Source organism: Pseudomonas sp. NFX224 (assembly GCF_048565165.1).
Taxonomy (GTDB): Bacteria; Pseudomonadota; Gammaproteobacteria; order Pseudomonadales; family Pseudomonadaceae; genus Aquipseudomonas.
Genome location: NZ_CP183416.1, coordinates 3,057,725 through 3,075,262 on the forward strand (window position 1 = coordinate 3,057,725; position 17,538 = coordinate 3,075,262).

The following is a 17,538-nucleotide window of genomic DNA, read 5'->3' on the forward strand; positions in this document are numbered from 1 at the left end:
GGGAAGCGTTACTGCCTCTACTTTCAACCCTCTGCCAACATAAGGCCGAAAGATCTCGCCGAGCGGCAACCGCCAGATCCGGTGGAACCTATATTCCGGATGCTAGAAACTGGTAAGGGGTGAACAGCGATGAAGATCACTGGACGAGTCGAGATTGAGGCAGTCACTGATGTACAGTGCGACGTTTGCCGGTGCTCAACCCGTTTAGATACTGGTGGGCTTCAGTTCGCCACTGTTCAAACGCACTGGGGGTTCGGTACCAAGCATGACGGCGAGCGCTATGAACTTCATCTCTGTGAAAAACTGCTTCTTCGGAACGGTTGCCTACCTCAAGCAAGAGCGGTGCATACAGAATCTTTTCGATCAGAATGACCAGACATCAACCGCTGATGATTTTGGTTTGATCGCCAGAAATGATTTTTTCGGTGACTCCCACTAGGAAGGGGCGTCGCCTGCGTAGAATGCGGAGCTGAGTCCCATCACTTGGGCTTCTTGGGCGTTGGCGGTGCTGGTACCAAATCCATGCAGTCATGGAACGCTCTAGTCGGATCTTCGATCTGTCGCCTTTGGCACCGGCAGTCGGCGGGCTGGTTTATTGGGGGGAGCGTGCACCTGGTGACAGATCGATAATGCTTCAATGCGGACCGCTCACTTTCGGTGAGAGCCGAATCAAAAACCTTCGCGATCACCCGATGTCCGGTCTGCATGAGTAAGTTTCACCACGTTCGACTTCATCTCGTCTGGCAGCTCAAATGGGCACCGAAGGTCCAGATGGGTACCAGGGCGGCTTGTTTATCGCCTGCAGATGCTGCTCTTCGACTTCCTTCAAATTGCTGAAATACGCGCTGGAACAATACGCCCGACTGAGATCAGTGCGCACCCTTTTGCGGTTTTCGTAACCCCGAAGGCTTGTGACAATCTTTATTGTTTGCAATTGAGCCATTTATTTGGAGATATGGAGATTTGTGACAAACTTTATTTTCAAAGTGCTAGCTCAGTAATGCCATACAGGCCGCGGATTACGCAGGGGGTTGTGACAATCTTTATTGTTTCGTCACACTTTGGTTTTAGAGAATTAAAACTGTCGCAGGGGCCGGTGAGGTCTGTCTGTTAGCGCTGATGCGATTTTAACCCAGGGGCTGATTTTAACTGACCCAAATGCAGCTTCTGATATCCCGCGAAGGCTATCGTTTGCTGAGTACCCGGTTGGGGCAATGAATTCCGGTAACCTGGTCAAAATCGCATCAGCGTTAACAGCTCAGGAGTTCTTCGAGAGGTTCGAATTCACTCATAGCTATGTAAGCAACCCCGGCGAGTTTATTTGCGAATGCCGATGGTGCTAGATAATACGCGCATCGGTGCAAGGTCGACTGTCCAAATACAGTTGTTTGAACTGCGCACAGTCCAAGGCTTTAGCGAACAGCCACCCCTGCACATACTGAACCTTATTCGCGCGCAAATAGTTGAGCTGCGCCGGTGTCTCGACGCCTTCTGCTATGAGCGTCAGCCGCAACGCGTGGCCCATCTGAATAACGTGAGTGACCAGGAGGGTCTTGTCCTCTGCTTCACCGATCTGTTCTACAAAGGATCGGTCAATCTTGAGGACATCCAGCGGCAATTGCTGCAAGTACTGCAAACTCGAGTAGCCGGTGCCGAAGTCATCCAGTGCGACAATAAACCCGGCATTTCGCGCGCGCTCCAGTGTGATTTTTGCCGGCGCGAGGTCGATGATGCTGCGCTCTGTCACTTCGAGCCATATCTGAGCGGGCTGCACGTCGAGGCGACGGATTTCATTCAACAGCGTCGGTATCAGCCGTCCGGAACACACGTCGGCGGCAGCCAGGTTCAAGGCCACGTGCAGCGAACGGTCACTGGCCAGCATCGCTCCAAGGTCTTCGAAAACGCTGTTGATCACTTGGTCAGTGATCGCTTCAATCAAACCGCTGGACTCTGCTAAGGGAATGAACACGTCAGGATAGACCAACGTCCCGTTGGGTTGTCGCCAGCGGACCAGCGCTTCGACGCCGATGCATCGCTGCGTTTCGATTTCAATGATTGGCTGGTAGTGAACAAAGAACTCGTGCCGCTGCACGGCGCGCTCCAACGCAGCCAGCGGAGACAGCTTGCGACGCCACCAGCGCAACGTGACAAACACCAGACCTACTGCAGCGGCAAGACCGATCGGCAGTAGATAGAGGAAGTGTTGCCAGAGGCTGCGCAGCAGCTCCTGTCGCGGGATCGCGGCGATTACGGTGAAATTGCCCTGGGCCACAAGCGTATAGAGAAAGCCGTCCTTCAGGCCATGAGTCGGACCTTTATGCACCAAGGCGAGGAAGCTCGCCATGTTCGAGTCTGCCGAGCCCAGCAAGCGGCCCTGCCTGGTACCGACTGCCAGTCTGACGCCTTCATCCAGCAGGATCTCGCGAAACTGTTCCGGGTCGACAAGCACATGGAACGCTGCGAACTGCAACGCCAGCATCGGCTTGATCAGGTCGTTGTCGTCATGCGCATCAATGGACACTTTCACCCCGTCCTCAGTGACGAAATCCTCCGCCCATTTTTTCGAGCGAGACGGTGTGGCCCCCCAGGAGGTGCAGGCGAACACATCCTCTTCGTAGCCTACCGCCTCGACCGAAAAGGAATTCATGGCGATCATGCGCATCTGCTCGATGCCTTGTGGCGAGCATGGTTCGAGGTCAGTGAGGGCGATGTTTTTCAGGGCCTGGGAGGCCTGTGTGAATGTTTGGCTGGCGCGATCATTGGCAATCGCAGCGAGCGTTTGGAGCCGGTCGTGAGCGGCGTAAATCGACAGCATCCAGCCAGCCGCGAAGGTTATGCCTAACGGAACGATCACCGCAAGGGCGGCCAGCAGTATTCCCCGCCGCATGATCTTTGAACGCTTCATTTCACCGCCTGAGAGTTCTGGCCCGTGACGTGTCTTCGCGATTGCTCGACGTGTCGTTTGCTCGGTACCTACTGCTGCTTGTAGCGTGGAATCGAGGGAGAATCAACAGGCCAGCCGGTTAGTTGAAAGACTGTAGATGTGCATAAATGCCGTATTCTCATCCTAAGGTTTTTAGGCCGTGGGCGGGTACGATTCCATACGATTGCGCCCGCCCTGCTGGGCTCGGTGGGGGCACGTTGACTGTAATGCTCCAGTCCTGATGACCGTGGTCATGCCATTGGCGCATCTGTCGGCAGGCTTCGTCGATCGCGCAATCACCAATAGGGATGATCAGGCCGGTTCTTTGCGCGAGTGGTGAGAAACGGTCTGGTGGAACCGGACCGTGATCCGGGCTTTGCCAGCGTAACCTCGACCCCGATCATCGGGCCATTGGGTGCGAGCATTTCAGGTGGGTAATGCAGAGGGAATTCACCTCGACCGAGCGCCTGGCGATTTCCCTGGCGTGGTACATCGCGGCATCCGCATTGACCATCAGATCGTGTGAGGTAACACCATCATTGGCGAACAAGGCAATATCAATGCTGGCTGATATGTGCAGGTTGTTGCGGGCGATGCTGAAGGGGGTGCAATGGACTCAATCAGCCTTTGCCCCAGTATCGAAGCATCTTCGGGCTCACCCGGATTAATTAATAAGACAAACTTGTCACTACTCAGATGCGGCGCAGTGTCTACGCTGCGTTTGGCGTCGAGGGTCCGTCGCGAGACTGCGATCAGCAAAAGATCACGAATGTGATTTCCGTAAGTGTCGTTGATGGCCTTGAGGCCATCAAGTGGCACTCAATCAGAGCAAAAGCACTGATCCCACCGAGAAAAAACCGGCCATTTCCACAACCTGGCTGAAATCCTCGCGGGTATCGTGACGGATGGATCTGACGACGAGTAATCCAGTCCAGCAAAGAACACGGATCCAGCCGCGGGGGATTCTTAAAAAACTCCATTCGCTGACGGTCTGACACGCTCTGCAGGAGCAGGACTGTGTGCCGATACGATAGTTTCTGCTACCAACCGTGTAGCACTCGGTAACATCCAGCCCTGTTGCGGTGCGTCTTTTCACTGACGTACCGGCGCCCGCCCCGCGCTGCAAGACGCACTCACCATGGCATAGTTTGTGCGTCTAATCGCACTCCAATCCTGTCTGAAACCGCCATGCGCCCAAAGGAACTCAAACTCTGGACCACCGGTGTCGCCCACCTGCTTGACCTACCTGCAGGGCATGCGCGGTTATCGGCGCTGAGCCATTGGTTGCGCCAGGTGTGTCCGGTCGATCATTTCGTCCTGTTTGTCTACGAAGGCAATCACCGACCGTTGGCGCTGTTCGACACCTTTGCCGCCGACAAGCGTGCGGTGTATGTCGATGACTACCAGTGCGGTCCGTATCTGCTCGATCCGTTCTACCTCGCCTGCACCCGCGGACAAGCGGCAGGACTGTGGCGCTTGCGCCAGTTCGCGCCCGACCACTTCTACCTCGGCGAGTACTACCTGACTTATTACCAGCAGACCGGCCTGGCCGAAGAAGTGGCATTTTTTGTCGAACTCGGCGACAACGCCATGGCCGTTCTATCGCTGATGCGCTCCTCTGCCAGTTGCGCGTTCAGTCGTGACGAAATGCAGTTGATCGAGTGCGCACAGGCAGTCGTCGAACAAGTGGTCAACGAAGCCTGGCGCTTGCGTCAAGCGCAACAGCCGCGTCCGGCACAAGACCTCGACTTCAAGATCCGCGAAGCTTTCGATCAGTTCGGTGCGCACATTCTTACCGGCCGCGAGCAGGAAGTGGTGCAGTTGCTGCTGCGCGGTCACTCCAGTGCCTCGGTGGCCGAGCAACTGAGCATCAGCCCCGGCACGGTGAAGATTCACCGTAAGAACATGTACGCCAAGCTCGGCATCGGCAGCCAGTCCGAGTTGCTTGGGCTGTTTATCCGCGATCTCACAGAAAATCAGCTGCAATCTTCAAGCGACAAGCTGCAAGAAAACCGTAGTCGCACCGTCAATTTGTAACGTGCCACTGGCAGCTTGAAGCGGACCCTATCCCCCAAGGGATATATACAGCGCAAAACCGCGATTGCTAGTTTGGCTCCCGACGCAATGATTGATCACTGCAAGGGGAGCCGCACCGTGAATGACCAACAGTCAAACGATATTGAATTCTGCAATGTGGTCAAACGCTATGGCGAGGTGCCGGCCGTCAATGGCCTGAATTTCGCCGTGCGTCGTGGCTCATTCCATTCTTTCCTCGGTGGCTCGGGCTGCGGCAAAACCACGACCCTGCGCATGATCGCCGGCTTCGAACAGCCCACCAGCGGCGAAGTTCGTCTGGCTGGTAAAAGCGTGGCCGGTGTGCCGGCGTTCGAGCGGCCGGTGAACATGGTGTTCCAGCATTACGCGTTGTTCCCGCATTTGACCGTGGCGCAGAACATTGCCTATGGCCTGCGCTATCGCACGCCGCGCCCGGATAAAAAACAGCAACTTCGCATGGCCGATGAAGCGCTGGAGATGGTGCGCCTGAGCGGTTTTGGCCAGCGCAAGCCGAGTGAACTGTCCGGCGGCCAGCAGCAGCGCGTCGCCCTCGCTCGCGCCTTGGTCAACAAGCCGACGGTATTGCTGCTCGATGAGCCGCTGGCCGCGCTGGACCGCAAGCTGCGCAAGGAGATGCAATCGGAGTTGCTGCGTCTGCAGCGCGAGGTCGGCATCACCTTCGTGCTGGTCACCCACGATCAGGAAGAAGCCTTGTCGATGAGCGACAGCATCAGCGTGATGCACAACGGTTCGATCATCCAGACCGCCACCCCTGAACAACTCTATGAAGCGCCGGCGAGTCGTTACGTGGCCGACTTTATCGGCGAGTCCAACCTGTTCGACGGCACTGTGCGCCAGCTCAATGGCAACTCCGTGGTGCTACGCACCGAGCAGGGCCTGGAGCTGATCAGCCCCCTCACTCCCACCGGCAAGGGCCTGAGCACCAACGCGGCCGGGTGCATCGCGGTGCGCCCGGAGCTGATCAGCATCGCCAGCGCCAATACCGAGATGAGCCGCGAAGTGAAGCTGCAAGGCTGCGTCGAAGATCGCATTTACCTGGGCAATTCCACCGAATACCGAGTGCGCACCCAGGCCTTCGGCGTGGTCTGCGTGCGGGTGCCGCGCCAGCAGGATCACGGTGCCAATGCATTCGAACACGGCGCAGCGGTTCGCGTCGGCTGGGATCACGCCAATGGCCTGGCCATGGCGTTGTAAATCATCGATTCGTTTCATCAACCGGATGGGAGCGTGCTATGGACCAGAAGACTTTTATAAAAACCCTGCGCAGCTGGCAGAACGGCTCGATCAGTCGTCGCGAGTTCCTTGGCCGCACCGGCCTTGGGATCGCCGCCGCCGTGGTCGCCACCAACATGCCCGGCCTGCTGACCTCCAGCGCCGAGGCCGCCGAACAAGCCAAGCTGGGTGATCGCCTGTCGCTGGCGACCTGGCCGAACTACCACAGTCAGGAAAACCTCGACACCTTCGCCAAGACCACTGGCGCCCGGGTGTCGATGAGTGTGTTTGGTTCCAACGAAGAAATGCTCGCTAAATTGCAGGCCGGCGGCAGTGGCTGGGACGTGCTGGTACCGACCAACTACACCATCAGCACCTACGTTGGCCTGGGGCTGATCGAGCCGCTGGACTTGTCGCGCATCCCCAACTTCGACGCCTCGGCGTTCCAGCAGAAGTTCATGGCCCAGGGCACGGTGGACGGCAAGGTCTATGCGGTGCCGAAAAACTGGGGCACCACCGGCATGCTCTACGACACCGGCAAACTGAAAAACGGCCCGACCAGTTGGAAGGAGTTCTGGGCCGCCGCTCAAGGCCCGGCCAGCGGCCGCACGATGGTCCATGACTATCAGTTGACCGCCATCGGCAACGCGCTGAAAAGTTTCGGCTATAGCTTCAATTCCCTGGACCCGAAAGAGCTGGCCGACGCGGAAAAGCTGCTGATCGAGGTCAAGCCGCACCTGTTCGCGATCAACTCCGACATCCAGCCGTCGATGCGCAGCGGCGATGCCTGGCTGGCGATGTCCTGGACCGGCGATGCCTCGCAACTGCACCGCGACAACGCGCAAATGCAGTTCGAACTGGGCAAGGAGGGTGGCGAGTTGTGGAGTGACTTCTTCGCGATTCCGAAAAGCTCAGAGCACAAGGACGCGGCCTACGCGTTCATCAACTACCTGCTCGACCCGCAGCACAACAAGCTGGAAGTGCTAAGCCACGGCTACCCGAGCGGCGACAAGCGTGTCGACGCGCTACTGCCGGTGGCGATGCTCGACGATCCGATCATGTACCCGGCCGCCGAGGCCCTGAGCCCGCTGGAGTTCGGTGCCGCCGCGACGCTGACCAGTCCGGCGCGCGCCGAACTGATGGCGCGTTTCAAGTCTGCCTGATCGCCTGACCATGGCCAATGAGGAGTCACCCATGAATGCCGCCGCCCACCCGCAAACGGTGCAGCCGGGCGATGCCCTGTCGGTCGAGGTTCGCCAACGGCGCAGCCTCGGCCGGCGCATCAGCCTGCTGATGCTCTTGCCTTCGACCCTGTGGTTCCTGCTGCTGTTGTTGATGCCGCTGGTGATCATCCTGGTTTTCAGTTTCGGCGAGCGCAGCGCCGTGGGTGGTTACGCCGGTGGCTTCACCCTGGCCAACTACCTGAACCTCGGTTCTCGCGGCGCGGCGTTCAGTAATACGCTGATGCTGGCGCCGCTGGGCACCCTGGTGTGCCTGGTGGCGGCCTATCCGCTGGCGTACTTTCTTGCGGTCAAGGTCAGCAGGAATCGCTCGCTGCTGCTGACCCTGGTGATCGTGCCGTTCTGGACCAGTTTCCTGATCCGCACCTACGCATGGATTTTCATCCTCAGCGGCAAGGGCATTCCGGCGCTGCTGGCCAGCCTGGGGCTTGAGGACGTGCGGCTGATCAACACGCCGTGGGCGGTACTGATCGGCATCGTCTACGGCTACCTGCCGCTGATGGTGTTCCCGATCTACGTCAGCCTGGAAAAGCTCGACAAGCGCCTGCTTGAAGCCTCGGCGGACCTAGGCGCCAGCGCCTTCGAAAGCTTCCGCCGCATTACCCTGCCGCTGTCCGCACCGGGGATCATCACCGGGGTGATGCTGGTGTTCATCCTGTTGATGGGCGAGTTCCTGATCCCGGCCATTCTCGGCGGCGGCAAGGTGTTCTTTGTCGGCAACGCACTGGTCGACCTGTTCCTGCAATCGCGCAACTGGCCGTTCGGCAGTGCGCTGGCCATGACGCTGGTGGCGATGATGCTGCTGATAATTGGCGTGTACTTGAAACTGGTGGCGCGCTACGGCGGCCGCCCTGCCGACGGAGGTCTGTGACATGTGGCTGCGCAGCTATTCCACCTCGCTGTACCTGTTCCTCTACGCGCCGATTGCCCTGATCGTGCTGTTCAGCTTCAACGCCGGGCGCAGTGGCCTGGCGTTCCAGTGCTGCTCGGTGCAATGGTTCGGCACTGCGTTCGGCAACCCGTTCATCATGGAAGCACTGGGCAACAGTGCGCTGATCGCCTTCAGTTCTGCGCTGATCGCCACGCTGTTCGGCACCCTGGCGGTGTTCGGCTTGCAGCGCTGTGGCGCCAAAGTGCGCCTGCTGTTCGACGCGCTGACCTATTGCGCGATCATCGTGCCGGGCATCGTCATCGGTATCTCAACGCTGATCGCCTTCATCAGCCTATTCGACCTGATCAACCCGCTGCTGGCGAGCTGGCTGCCGACGGTGCCGAAGTTGAACATGGGTTTCTTCACCGTGATCGCCGCACACTCGCTGTTCACCATGGCCCTGGTGATGGTGATCGTGCGCAGCCGCGTCGACTCGCTGGACAAGGCCTTGCTCGAAGCTTCTGCCGACCTGTACGCGCCACCGATGGACACCTTCTGGCGAGTGACCCTGCCGCAGATAAGTCCGGCAATCATGGCCGGGTTCCTGTTGGCCTTCACCTTCAGCTTCGACGACTTCATCATCGCGTTCTTCGTCGCCGGCTCCGAAACGACGTTGCCGATCTACATCTTTTCCTCCATCCGCCGCGGCGTGACGCCGGAGATCAATGCGATTTCCACGGTGATCATCTGTGTGTCGCTGGCCCTGCTGTTCACTTCCCGCCATCTGCAAAACCGCCGCACCGGCGTCCAGGAGTCGCACCATGCGTGATCAGCTCTACATCAACGGCGAATGGGTCAGCCCGGACCTGGGCGGCTATCTGGACGTGATCGACCCGGCTACCGAGCAGGTCTTCCACCGGGTGGCGGCCGGCACAGAAGAAGACGTCGACCATGCCGTGCGCGCAGCCCGTCGCGCCTTCGATAATGGCTGGAGCCAGACCCGCGGCGCCGAGCGCGCGCAATGGCTGGAGGCATTGGCCGATGAACTGGAAACCGGCAAACAGGCACTCTCGGAACTGGAAGTGCATGACAACGGCAAACCCTTGCCTGAGGCGCAGTGGGACATCGGCGATGCCATCGCCTGCTTCCGTTACTACGCCGGTCTGGCTCGCGATCTGGACCAACAGCAGGATCAGCCGCTGGCCTTGCCGGATGAGCGTTTCCGTTGCCGCATCCGCCACGAACCGATTGGCGTGGCCGGGCAGATCATCCCCTGGAACTACCCGCTGCTGATGGCCGCATGGAAGGTTGCACCAGCCCTGGCCGCCGGGGCCACGGTGGTGTTGAAACCGTCCGAGCTGACGCCGCTGACCGCACTGGAACTGGCGGCCGCCGCCGACCGTATCGGCCTTCCCGCCGGGGTCTTGAACGTGGTCACCGGCCTCGGCGCCGACGCCGGCAGCCCGCTCACCGAGCATCCGGGTGTGGACAAACTGGCCTTCACCGGCAGCGTGCCCACCGGGGCGAAAATCATGTCGGCGGCGGCGCGGGACATCAAGAACATCAGCCTGGAACTGGGCGGTAAATCGGCCTTTATCGTGTTCGATGACGCTGATGTCGACGCGGCGGTGGAGTGGATTCTGTTCGGGATATTCTGGAACCAGGGTCAGGTGTGCAGCGCCACCTCACGCCTGCTGGTGCAGGAAAGCATCGCCCCGCGTCTGATCGAACGGCTGGTGGAAGAAACCCGCAAGATCAGCATCGGCCCCGGTATGCAGCCCGGGGTTCTGCTCGGGCCGCTGGTCAGCCAGGGCCAGTACGACAAGGTGCTCGGTTTTATCGACCAGGGCCTGGCCAGCGGCGCCCGTTTGCTCACCGGCGGACGCCGCCCGGCACATTTGAGTGAAGGCTACTTCGTCGAGCCGGCGATTTTCGATGAACCCGGTCACAGCAGCATTCTGTGGCGCGAGGAAGTGTTTGGCCCGGTGCTGTGCATCAAGCGTTTCAAGACCGAAGAGCAAGCGGTGCAAATGGCCAACGCAAGCCGCTTCGGCCTTGCCGCCGCGGTAATGAGCGCTGATTTGCAACGCACCGCCCGCGTCGCCAACCAGTTACGCGCGGGAATCATCTGGGTCAACTGCTCGCAGCCGACCTTCGTCGAAGCCCCGTGGGGCGGGATGAAACACAGCGGGATTGGCCGCGAGTTGGGGCAGTGGGGACTGCACAATTACCTGGAGGTGAAGCAAGTCACCGAGTACGTCAGTGACCAGGCGTGGGGCTGGTACCTGAAATAGGCGCTCTCAGATCAGCAGGCAGGAACCGACTGGCTGGCGATCGCGTTTGATCAGCGACAAACGATCGCCAGCAAGCTGGCTCCTACAACTTCTTTCTCCGTTCAGATACCAGCCCCACGACTCGCCGTTGTACCGGGTGATTCGCTTGGTGTCGGGTGGTCTGACTCGGGTGCGCGAGAGGGGACGCGAGCAACCCCGCTCTGCCGTTATTGGCTCAGCCGATTCAAACCTTCGAATTATCGATTTGTGGTGCTATCAATAGAACTTGAGTATGGGGCCCTTCCAACAACAAAAAGTAGAAGGCCCATCATGATCGCCCGATTCCATAATCCTGTTGATACACGTTTCGGTTGGGATAGCCTCCAAGAGCTTGCTTCAATTACCGAAAACCAGACTGTAGCCCTTGTGATTTTTCCCGAAGCACGAGAACTGGGACTCGTGGATCGTATTCAGGATCTGTTGGGTGACCGACTGGTGTACATCGTCGAAGATGTTCAACCCAACCCTGATGTAGCTCAACTGCGCAGCACCTATGAGCGGTTCTGGCAGGAGGCGGGGGAATGCCACGCCGTCATCGCCGTGGGGGGGGGTAGTGCGATCGACACCGCCAAAGCGCTCATCGTCGGCACTGAATCAGGCAGCTTTGATGAGTTGCTCGCTTTGTTGGCTGCGGGCAAACCCTTCGTTCCTGCCCGCAGCAAACAACTGATTGCGGCGCCCACCACGGCGGGTACCGGAAGTGAAGTCACACCATGGGCCACGATCTGGGACACCGAGAATCAAAAGAAATACTCCCTGCATCTGGACTGTACCTGGCCCAAGGTCGCCATTATCGACCCGAAGTTGATGCTGACGGTACCTGCCGGTGTCACCGTTTCTACCGGCCTTGACGCCCTGTCGCATGCGCTGGAGTCGATCTGGAACATTAACGCCAATCCGATTTCGGACACCTTCGCTATTTCCGCCATTGAGGACATCCTCGAGTGCCTGCCGCTGTTACGCCGTGACCTGACCAGTAAGGAACTGCGTTCACGAATGGCACTGGCCGCACTTAAAGCCGGGATGGCCTTCTCCAACACCAAGACTGCGTTGGCCCACTCCATTTCCTACGAGATGACTCTGCGCCACGGCCTGCCTCATGGCATCGCCTGCTCCTTCACCTTGCCGTTGGTCCTGGGCCTGGCTTGGGGGCATGACGAAGCGCGTGATCGGACCCTGCAACGCGTGTTCGGCAATGACCTCGCCCAAGCGCAGGCTCAACTTCGTGCCTTCCTGCACAGCCTCGATGTGAAAACCGAGTTTACCGACTACGGGGTCACGGCAAAGGAAGCCGAGGAGATGATTAATTTCGCCATGCAAGGCGCCCGAGGCAAGAACTTCATCGGCGCGAAAGCAGCCTAGCGGTTCTTTCTCGAAGCACTGTCGCGGCATGAGGGCCGCGACAATTTCCTACTGCACCAAGAGTGCACCCTCCGATTCCATACGGAGGGATCGAACAATAATAAGGAAAAGATCATGAATCGTGCCCAAACAATGCCAGGTCTTGCTACATCCACCTCGTCGTTCCGTGTGGCCCAGTGGCGCATGCTGCTGGCGGCCATGTTCTGTTATTTATTTTTCTACACCGGGAGGCAAACCTTTGGTTTTGCCATTCCAGGTATCCAGGCCGAGTTCGGATTTACCAAGGAACACCTTGGCTGGGCATCTGCCGCCATGCTTTGGGCTTATGCCATTGGCCAAGCCATCAACGGTAACCTTGCCGACAAGTTCGGCGGCCGACGCATCATGACGGCCGGCGCAGTGTTGTCCTGTGCGGCGAACTGGCTGACCAGTTTCGCCCAAGGGTTTACTGCGCTGATCCTGCCTTGGGGGATTAACGGCTACTTCCAGGCCTTGGGTTGGGCTCCGGGCAGTCGACTCATTTCCAATTGGTGGAGTGCCGGCGAGCGCGGAAAAGTCTATGGCTTCTATGTGTTCGCTGCGGGCTGCGCCTCGGTTCTATCTTATGTCACTTCCATCATCGTACTCGAAGTGCTGCAACTGGAGTGGCGCTGGATCTTCCGCTTGCCCGTGCTGCTGATGCTGGCGGGAGGCATTGTCTTCTACCTGGTGGCCCGTGAACGCCCACAGGACCTGGGTTTTGAACCGCTTGCCGACACAGGCGTGGCGAACGCAGATGACAAGAGTCACGAAGTCGCGCACGGTGAAACCGAAACCTCCGCGCAACGCTACAAAGCGGTGCTGAAGAATTTCCGCCTGATCATCGCTGCCGTTTCCCTGGGGTTTCAGAACGCCGCCCGCTATGGCTTGATTGTCTGGGTTCCGGTGCACTTTCTGGGCGCCAATTGGAAAAGCGGCGACAGCATGATCGATCCGAAGTGGATCACGGTAGCCTTGCCGGTTGGCATGGCCATCGGTGCCCTGAGCAACGGTTGGATCTCTGACAAGCTGTTTGGCTCCAAACGCTACTTGGCGATCATGCTTTACATGTTCCTTGGTGCCGGTACGAGCTTGTGGATGTGGACCCTGGCGCCACACAGCGCGACCGGTTTGGTGGCCTTATTCCTCTGCGGTTTCTTCGTCTACGGCCCGGCTTCCAGTTTCTGGGCGCTGTGTCCAGACTTGGTTGGAGCAAAACGAGCAGGCACAGCCACCGGGGTGATGAATTTTTCATCCTACCTGTTTGCGGGGCTGGCGGAGCCACTGATCGGGAGCATGCTTGATGCTACCGGCAATACCTCACTGATCTTCATCGTGGTCACCGCTGCCTGCCTGTGCAGTGCCACAGTGGCGCTGTTTATCCGACGTTGATTGCCTGGCGACAAATGCTTGAATTAAAGATGGCAAGCTCAGGAATAGGAACTTTATGTACCAGTACCATAAGTGGTTGCGTTCCTTTCATGCGGTGGCAAAAACCGGCAGCTTCACCCTTGCCGCCGAATACCTGAGCGTCGGGCAACCCACGGTCAGTGAGCAAGTCACTGCACTGGAAAAAAAGTTTTCCGTGGAATTGTTTCATCGCCGCGGCCGCTTTATCGAAATGAGTTGGGCCGGACACCAACTCTATGCGATCACCCAGGGGCTTTTCGGCCAAGAGGATGAAGCCGTGCAACTTCTGCAAAGTTTCAAACAACATAAATCTGGAATGCTGCGACTGGGTGCGGTTTCACCGCCCATCGCAATGAACCTGACTTACGAATTGATGCAGCGACATCCGGACATCGAGCTGGAAACCTCGTTCTCTCCCGAAAAAGAGACGCTGGATCGTCTCTTCAACTTTGATATCGATGTAGCGATTCTTGCTCTTTCGGAATTTGACCAGCGTTTTCACACTCAGCTTTACCGGCGCTGCCCGATCATCGCCGTTGTCCGCGACGATCATCCTTGGGCCAATCAGGAAGAAGTGCACATTAAGCAGATCAGCGCTGAAAGGTTAGTCCTTCGTGAACAAAGTTCGCGGACTCGCCAACTGGTGGAAGAAAGCTCCCAGCGTCTTGGTGTCGCCTTGAATTGCGTCATGCAATTGAACAGCCGTGAGGCGATCGTCCATGCCATCGCCAAGGGCATTGGAATTGGCTTCGTGTCTGCTGTCGAGTACGCCGAAACCCCCGGCACAAAACCGATCACCTTTGTGGATCACCCCTTTTTTATTGATTACCACCTGTGCTGCCTGGGTATTCGAAGGAATCGTCCAATGATCTCAGAGTTGTTCGAATCCAGCCCTACACCGACAACCTGATCCCGTAACGCGTTTGAACAATCAACAGGCCTACTTCTTGATGATGAGAGGGACGGTCTTCACATTCCCAAAAAATGGAGTCTTACCATGCATTACCAACAACCTTCCCAACTGCAAGCCGTGGTTCTGGACTGGGCTGGCACCGTCGTTGATTTTGGTTCCTTTGCACCGACGCAGATTTTTGTCGAAGCCTTCGCCGAGTTCGGCGTAGAAGTTTCCCTCGCAGAAGCCCGTGGACCGATGGGTATGGGCAAGTGGGATCACATCCGCACGCTGTGCAATGAGCCCCAGATCGCCGAACGTTACCATGCGGCCTTCGGACGCCTGCCGACCGATGACGATGTGACGGCCCTTTATGAGCGCTTCATGCCCTTGCAGATTGAAAAGATCGCCCTGCACTCGGCGTTGATTCCCGGTGCCCTCGATACGATCAATGCGTTGCGCGATAAGGGTCTGAAAATCGGTTCATGCTCCGGTTATCCGGCCGTAGTCATGGAGAAAGTGGTCGAGCTGGCACGCAAGAACGGCTATGTCACTGACCACGTCGTGGCGACTGACGAAGTCCCCAATGGCCGCCCGCACCCGGCCCAGGCGCTGGCCAACGTGATCGCACTGGGAATCAGCGACGTCGCCGCTTGCGTCAAGGTCGACGATACCTGGCCCGGCATTCTCGAAGGTCGCAGCGCGGGTATGTGGACCGTCGCGTTGACCTGCTCCGGCAATGCACTGGGCCTGACCTATGAAGAATTCAAGGATCTATCCCTGGAGGAACTGACCGAGGAACGCGCGCGTATCACCAAGATGTTCGAAGGTTCGCGTCCGCACTACCTGATCGACACCATCGTCGATCTCCCGGCCGTCATTGAAGACATCAATGCGCGTCTGGAACGTGGAGAAACGCCACAGGCTTCCTGAAGGATGCGATATTGAAGTGCCAAGCGGCCGTCTAACAGGATGGCTGCTTGATCTTAATAATCATAAGGTGCTATCGCCAGCGCAGGATTGACCCAGCTACCAAAGTTTCTCTGATCCAGGCTCCTATCTTGTGAACCATTACCCGTGCTGGATTTTTGCCGATAGGTGTTGGATCAGTGTGGTATCGGCCAATGGGTCAATTCGGCGTCAGCACCAACACCCTGATCTGGACCGGCTCCGACAGGTAGAGTCCAAAATTCAATCCAGTCCCCCTGCACCGCTGCCAACTATCCTCCGGCAGCGGTTTCAACTGCACAGCACGCATGCCCGACATATGAGCGAGTACGGAACGGCGCGAAATCCACCATAGGAATCGCCGCGCTACGGGGTAACGCGTGCCTAGCGCTTCAGCAATGCAGACCATTCATTGGCCTTATATGGTATGACTAAATAGATGTTTTGTGCGCTGCTATAGTCAAAATAATGGCCATTTGGCAGAGTTGCCAATCAAATAGTATTACTATAAGGTCGATTTCCTCAATGAATGGTTCTGGCGTTCACACGCCTGAGGCCACTCTAGAGGTGTTAGAACAAAAACAATTGGCGACCGCTTCTTGAGCCAGGAACTCCGGCTTGTTCGTCGCGTTACGCTCAAGCTCATTCCGTTTCTGATGCTGCCGTCGGTGCTTTATGTGCTTGTGGCCATCGGTCTGGGCCATCACAACGGATGACGCCGTGTTCGCCCCTGACGCCATCGGCACGCTTTAAAGGAGAGCCCCATGACTCAGATTTTCGGCCACAACTATATCGGCGGCCAACGCAGCGCCGACCGGCAACTGACTGACCACGCTATCAACTGATACCGACGCTTGTCGCTGCCACGGCCTTTCAGCGATGGCAGCTACGAGCGTACCTGTGCAATGCCTTACAACAATAATCAAAGGTGCACTATGACTACGGACTCCCTTGCAGCGACGCATTCGCCTGCGCAATCTCTGGACGAAGCCCTCTACCGAAAAGTGAACTGGCGGATTATCCCACTGTTCATCGTGTGTTTTCTGTTTGCCTACCTTGACCGAGTCAACATCAGTTTCGCCAAACTGCAGATGCAAAGTGATCTGGGGTTCAGCGATACGGTGTATGGCCTGGGCGCCAGTCTGTTCTTTGTTGGCTACTTCCTGTTTGAAGTACCCAGCAATGTTTTGCTGCACAAGATCGGCGCTCGCGTGTGGATCGCCCGCATCATGGTCACCTGGGGCATCACCTCGGCGTGCATGATGTTCGTGAACAGCGAGTTCTGGTTCTACACACTGCGGTTTTTGATCGGGGTCATGGAGGCCGGTTTCGTGCCCGGTGTTCTGTACTTCTTTACCCAGTGGTACCCAAGCAGTCGCAGGGCACGGGTCAATGCCTACTTCAAAAGTTCGATTTGTCTGTGCGGCATCATTGGCGGGCCGTTGGCTGGGCTTATTCTTCAGCACTTCGATGGTGTGTACGGCTTGGCCGGTTGGAAGTGGTTGTTTCTGCTGGAGGGCTTTCCTTCGGTGATCCTGGGCCTGGTCGTGCTGTGGCTGCTGAGCGATAGAATCGAAGATGCCCCCTGGCTGACGGCTGACGAGAAGCGGGTATTGCTGGCACACATGGCCAGTGAACCCAAGACCGAATCCTCCGGCGGCTTTGCCGATGTCTGGAGACAACCGACCACCTACGTGATGTCGGCCATTTATCTGTGCCTGGTAATGGCCCTCACCGGCCTGCTGTTTTGGATGCCGCAGCTGATCAAGACAGCCGGAGTAGCAGACACCTTCGATATTGGTTTGTTGACCATGATCCCGTACCTGGTAGCGGTCGTGGGTAACCTGATCATCGGCCGCAGCTCCGACCTACGCCGCGAACGTCGTTGGCACATGGCTGGCTGCGCCTTGCTGACTGCCGCTGGCTACCTGTTGTGTGCATGGTTCCCGGGGCAACTCTTGCCGCTGATGGTCGGCATGAGCATGGTGCTTACCGGGATCATTGCCTGGATGCCAATCTTCTGGACCATCCCTCCGCGTTTTCTCACCGGCCTGGCCGCCGCCGCGGGCATCGCCCTGATCAACTCCCTGGGGCAACTAGGCGGGATCATCGCGCCCTTCATGGTCGGAAGGATCAAGGATCTGAGCGGGAGTGCGACGCCCGCGTTGTATGTGTTGAGTGGCGTGTGCCTGGTGGCTACGGCCTTGGTGATCTGGGGCATTCCCGCCCGCTATTACCGTGTCAATCAATGA

The 17,538-nt window shown here is 57.9% G+C and carries 12 protein-coding genes and 2 pseudogenes; 11 read left to right on the forward strand and 3 right to left on the reverse strand.

Going from position 1 to position 17,538, the window contains the following annotated elements:
- Nucleotides 1-1,339: 1,339 nt before the first annotated feature.
- From ACNYC6_RS13735 to ACNYC6_RS13745, 3 genes and pseudogenes are all read right to left on the reverse strand, one after another.
- Nucleotides 1,340-2,905, reverse strand: a complete 1,566-nt coding sequence (locus tag ACNYC6_RS13735; RefSeq protein WP_419712717.1) for an EAL domain-containing protein — start codon at nucleotides 2,903-2,905, stop codon at nucleotides 1,340-1,342.
- Between the two features lie 157 nt (nucleotides 2,906-3,062).
- A pseudogene (locus ACNYC6_RS13740) lies at nucleotides 3,063-3,254 on the reverse strand (hypothetical protein); the annotation flags it as partial.
- A 69-nt stretch (nucleotides 3,255-3,323) separates the two neighbouring features.
- Nucleotides 3,324-3,742: pseudogene (locus tag ACNYC6_RS13745) on the reverse strand (diguanylate cyclase domain-containing protein).
- 369 nt (nucleotides 3,743-4,111) lie between these two features.
- Between ACNYC6_RS13745 and ACNYC6_RS13750 the strand changes: the two are divergent.
- From ACNYC6_RS13750 to ACNYC6_RS13800, 11 genes are all read left to right on the forward strand, one after another.
- A complete protein-coding gene (locus ACNYC6_RS13750) occupies nucleotides 4,112-4,960 on the forward strand; it encodes a response regulator transcription factor (RefSeq protein WP_419712718.1) in 849 nt (282 codons plus the stop codon).
- 87 nt (nucleotides 4,961-5,047) lie between these two features.
- On the forward strand, nucleotides 5,048-6,193 hold the full coding sequence (locus tag ACNYC6_RS13755; protein ID WP_419712719.1) for an ABC transporter ATP-binding protein: 1,146 nt from the start codon (nucleotides 5,048-5,050) through the stop codon (nucleotides 6,191-6,193).
- A 38-nt stretch (nucleotides 6,194-6,231) separates the two neighbouring features.
- The gene (locus tag ACNYC6_RS13760; protein ID WP_419712720.1) at nucleotides 6,232-7,374 is read left to right on the forward strand and encodes an ABC transporter substrate-binding protein; all 1,143 of its coding nucleotides are present in this window, start codon (nucleotides 6,232-6,234) and stop codon (nucleotides 7,372-7,374) included.
- Nucleotides 7,375-7,405: 31 nt separating this feature from the next.
- The gene (locus tag ACNYC6_RS13765; RefSeq protein WP_419712721.1) at nucleotides 7,406-8,323 is read left to right on the forward strand and encodes an ABC transporter permease; all 918 of its coding nucleotides are present in this window, start codon (nucleotides 7,406-7,408) and stop codon (nucleotides 8,321-8,323) included.
- 1 nt (nucleotide 8,324) lies between these two features.
- Entirely contained in the window at nucleotides 8,325-9,152 is an 828-nt protein-coding gene (locus tag ACNYC6_RS13770; protein WP_419712722.1) for an ABC transporter permease, read from the forward strand.
- Entirely contained in the window at nucleotides 9,145-10,617 is a 1,473-nt protein-coding gene (locus ACNYC6_RS13775) for an aldehyde dehydrogenase family protein (RefSeq protein WP_419712723.1), read from the forward strand. Before ACNYC6_RS13770 ends, ACNYC6_RS13775 begins: the two co-directional genes overlap by 8 nt.
- A gap of 309 nt (nucleotides 10,618-10,926) precedes the next feature.
- Nucleotides 10,927-12,018 carry an iron-containing alcohol dehydrogenase PsrA gene (gene psrA, locus ACNYC6_RS13780; protein ID WP_419712724.1) on the forward strand — a complete coding sequence of 364 codons (1,092 nt, stop codon included), beginning with the start codon at nucleotides 10,927-10,929 and terminating at the stop codon, nucleotides 12,016-12,018.
- A gap of 114 nt (nucleotides 12,019-12,132) precedes the next feature.
- Entirely contained in the window at nucleotides 12,133-13,428 is a 1,296-nt protein-coding gene (locus ACNYC6_RS13785) for an MFS transporter (RefSeq protein ID WP_419712725.1), read from the forward strand.
- A gap of 55 nt (nucleotides 13,429-13,483) precedes the next feature.
- Complete coding sequence (locus ACNYC6_RS13790) at nucleotides 13,484-14,356, forward strand: LysR substrate-binding domain-containing protein (protein ID WP_419712726.1); 873 nt, start codon at nucleotides 13,484-13,486, stop codon at nucleotides 14,354-14,356.
- Between the two features lie 87 nt (nucleotides 14,357-14,443).
- Entirely contained in the window at nucleotides 14,444-15,271 is an 828-nt protein-coding gene (gene phnX / locus ACNYC6_RS13795) for a phosphonoacetaldehyde hydrolase (protein WP_419712727.1), read from the forward strand.
- Nucleotides 15,272-16,221: 950 nt separating this feature from the next.
- Nucleotides 16,222-17,538: an MFS transporter gene (locus ACNYC6_RS13800; protein ID WP_419712728.1), complete on the forward strand. Its 1,317-nt coding sequence runs from the start codon at nucleotides 16,222-16,224 to the stop codon at nucleotides 17,536-17,538.

What these genes read in the sequence shown, in the direction of transcription:
- ACNYC6_RS13760 (WP_419712720.1), top strand. Translation starts at nt 6,232, where the DNA reads ATGGACCAGAAGACTTTTATAAAAACCCTGCGCAGCTGGCAGAACGGC.
- ACNYC6_RS13800 (WP_419712728.1), top strand. Translation starts at nt 16,222, where the DNA reads ATGACTACGGACTCCCTTGCAGCGACGCATTCGCCTGCGCAATCTCTG.
- psrA (WP_419712724.1), top strand. Translation starts at nt 10,927, where the DNA reads ATGATCGCCCGATTCCATAATCCTGTTGATACACGTTTCGGTTGGGAT.
- ACNYC6_RS13755 (WP_419712719.1), top strand. Translation starts at nt 5,048, where the DNA reads ATGATTGATCACTGCAAGGGGAGCCGCACCGTGAATGACCAACAGTCA.
- ACNYC6_RS13785 (WP_419712725.1), top strand. Translation starts at nt 12,133, where the DNA reads ATGAATCGTGCCCAAACAATGCCAGGTCTTGCTACATCCACCTCGTCG.
- ACNYC6_RS13750 (WP_419712718.1), top strand. Translation starts at nt 4,112, where the DNA reads ATGCGCCCAAAGGAACTCAAACTCTGGACCACCGGTGTCGCCCACCTG.
- ACNYC6_RS13790 (WP_419712726.1), top strand. Translation starts at nt 13,484, where the DNA reads ATGTACCAGTACCATAAGTGGTTGCGTTCCTTTCATGCGGTGGCAAAA.
- ACNYC6_RS13735 (WP_419712717.1), bottom strand. Translation starts at nt 2,905, where the DNA reads ATGAAGCGTTCAAAGATCATGCGGCGGGGAATACTGCTGGCCGCCCTT.
- phnX (WP_419712727.1), top strand. Translation starts at nt 14,444, where the DNA reads ATGCATTACCAACAACCTTCCCAACTGCAAGCCGTGGTTCTGGACTGG.
- ACNYC6_RS13765 (WP_419712721.1), top strand. Translation starts at nt 7,406, where the DNA reads ATGAATGCCGCCGCCCACCCGCAAACGGTGCAGCCGGGCGATGCCCTG.
- ACNYC6_RS13775 (WP_419712723.1), top strand. Translation starts at nt 9,145, where the DNA reads ATGCGTGATCAGCTCTACATCAACGGCGAATGGGTCAGCCCGGACCTG.
- ACNYC6_RS13770 (WP_419712722.1), top strand. Translation starts at nt 8,325, where the DNA reads ATGTGGCTGCGCAGCTATTCCACCTCGCTGTACCTGTTCCTCTACGCG.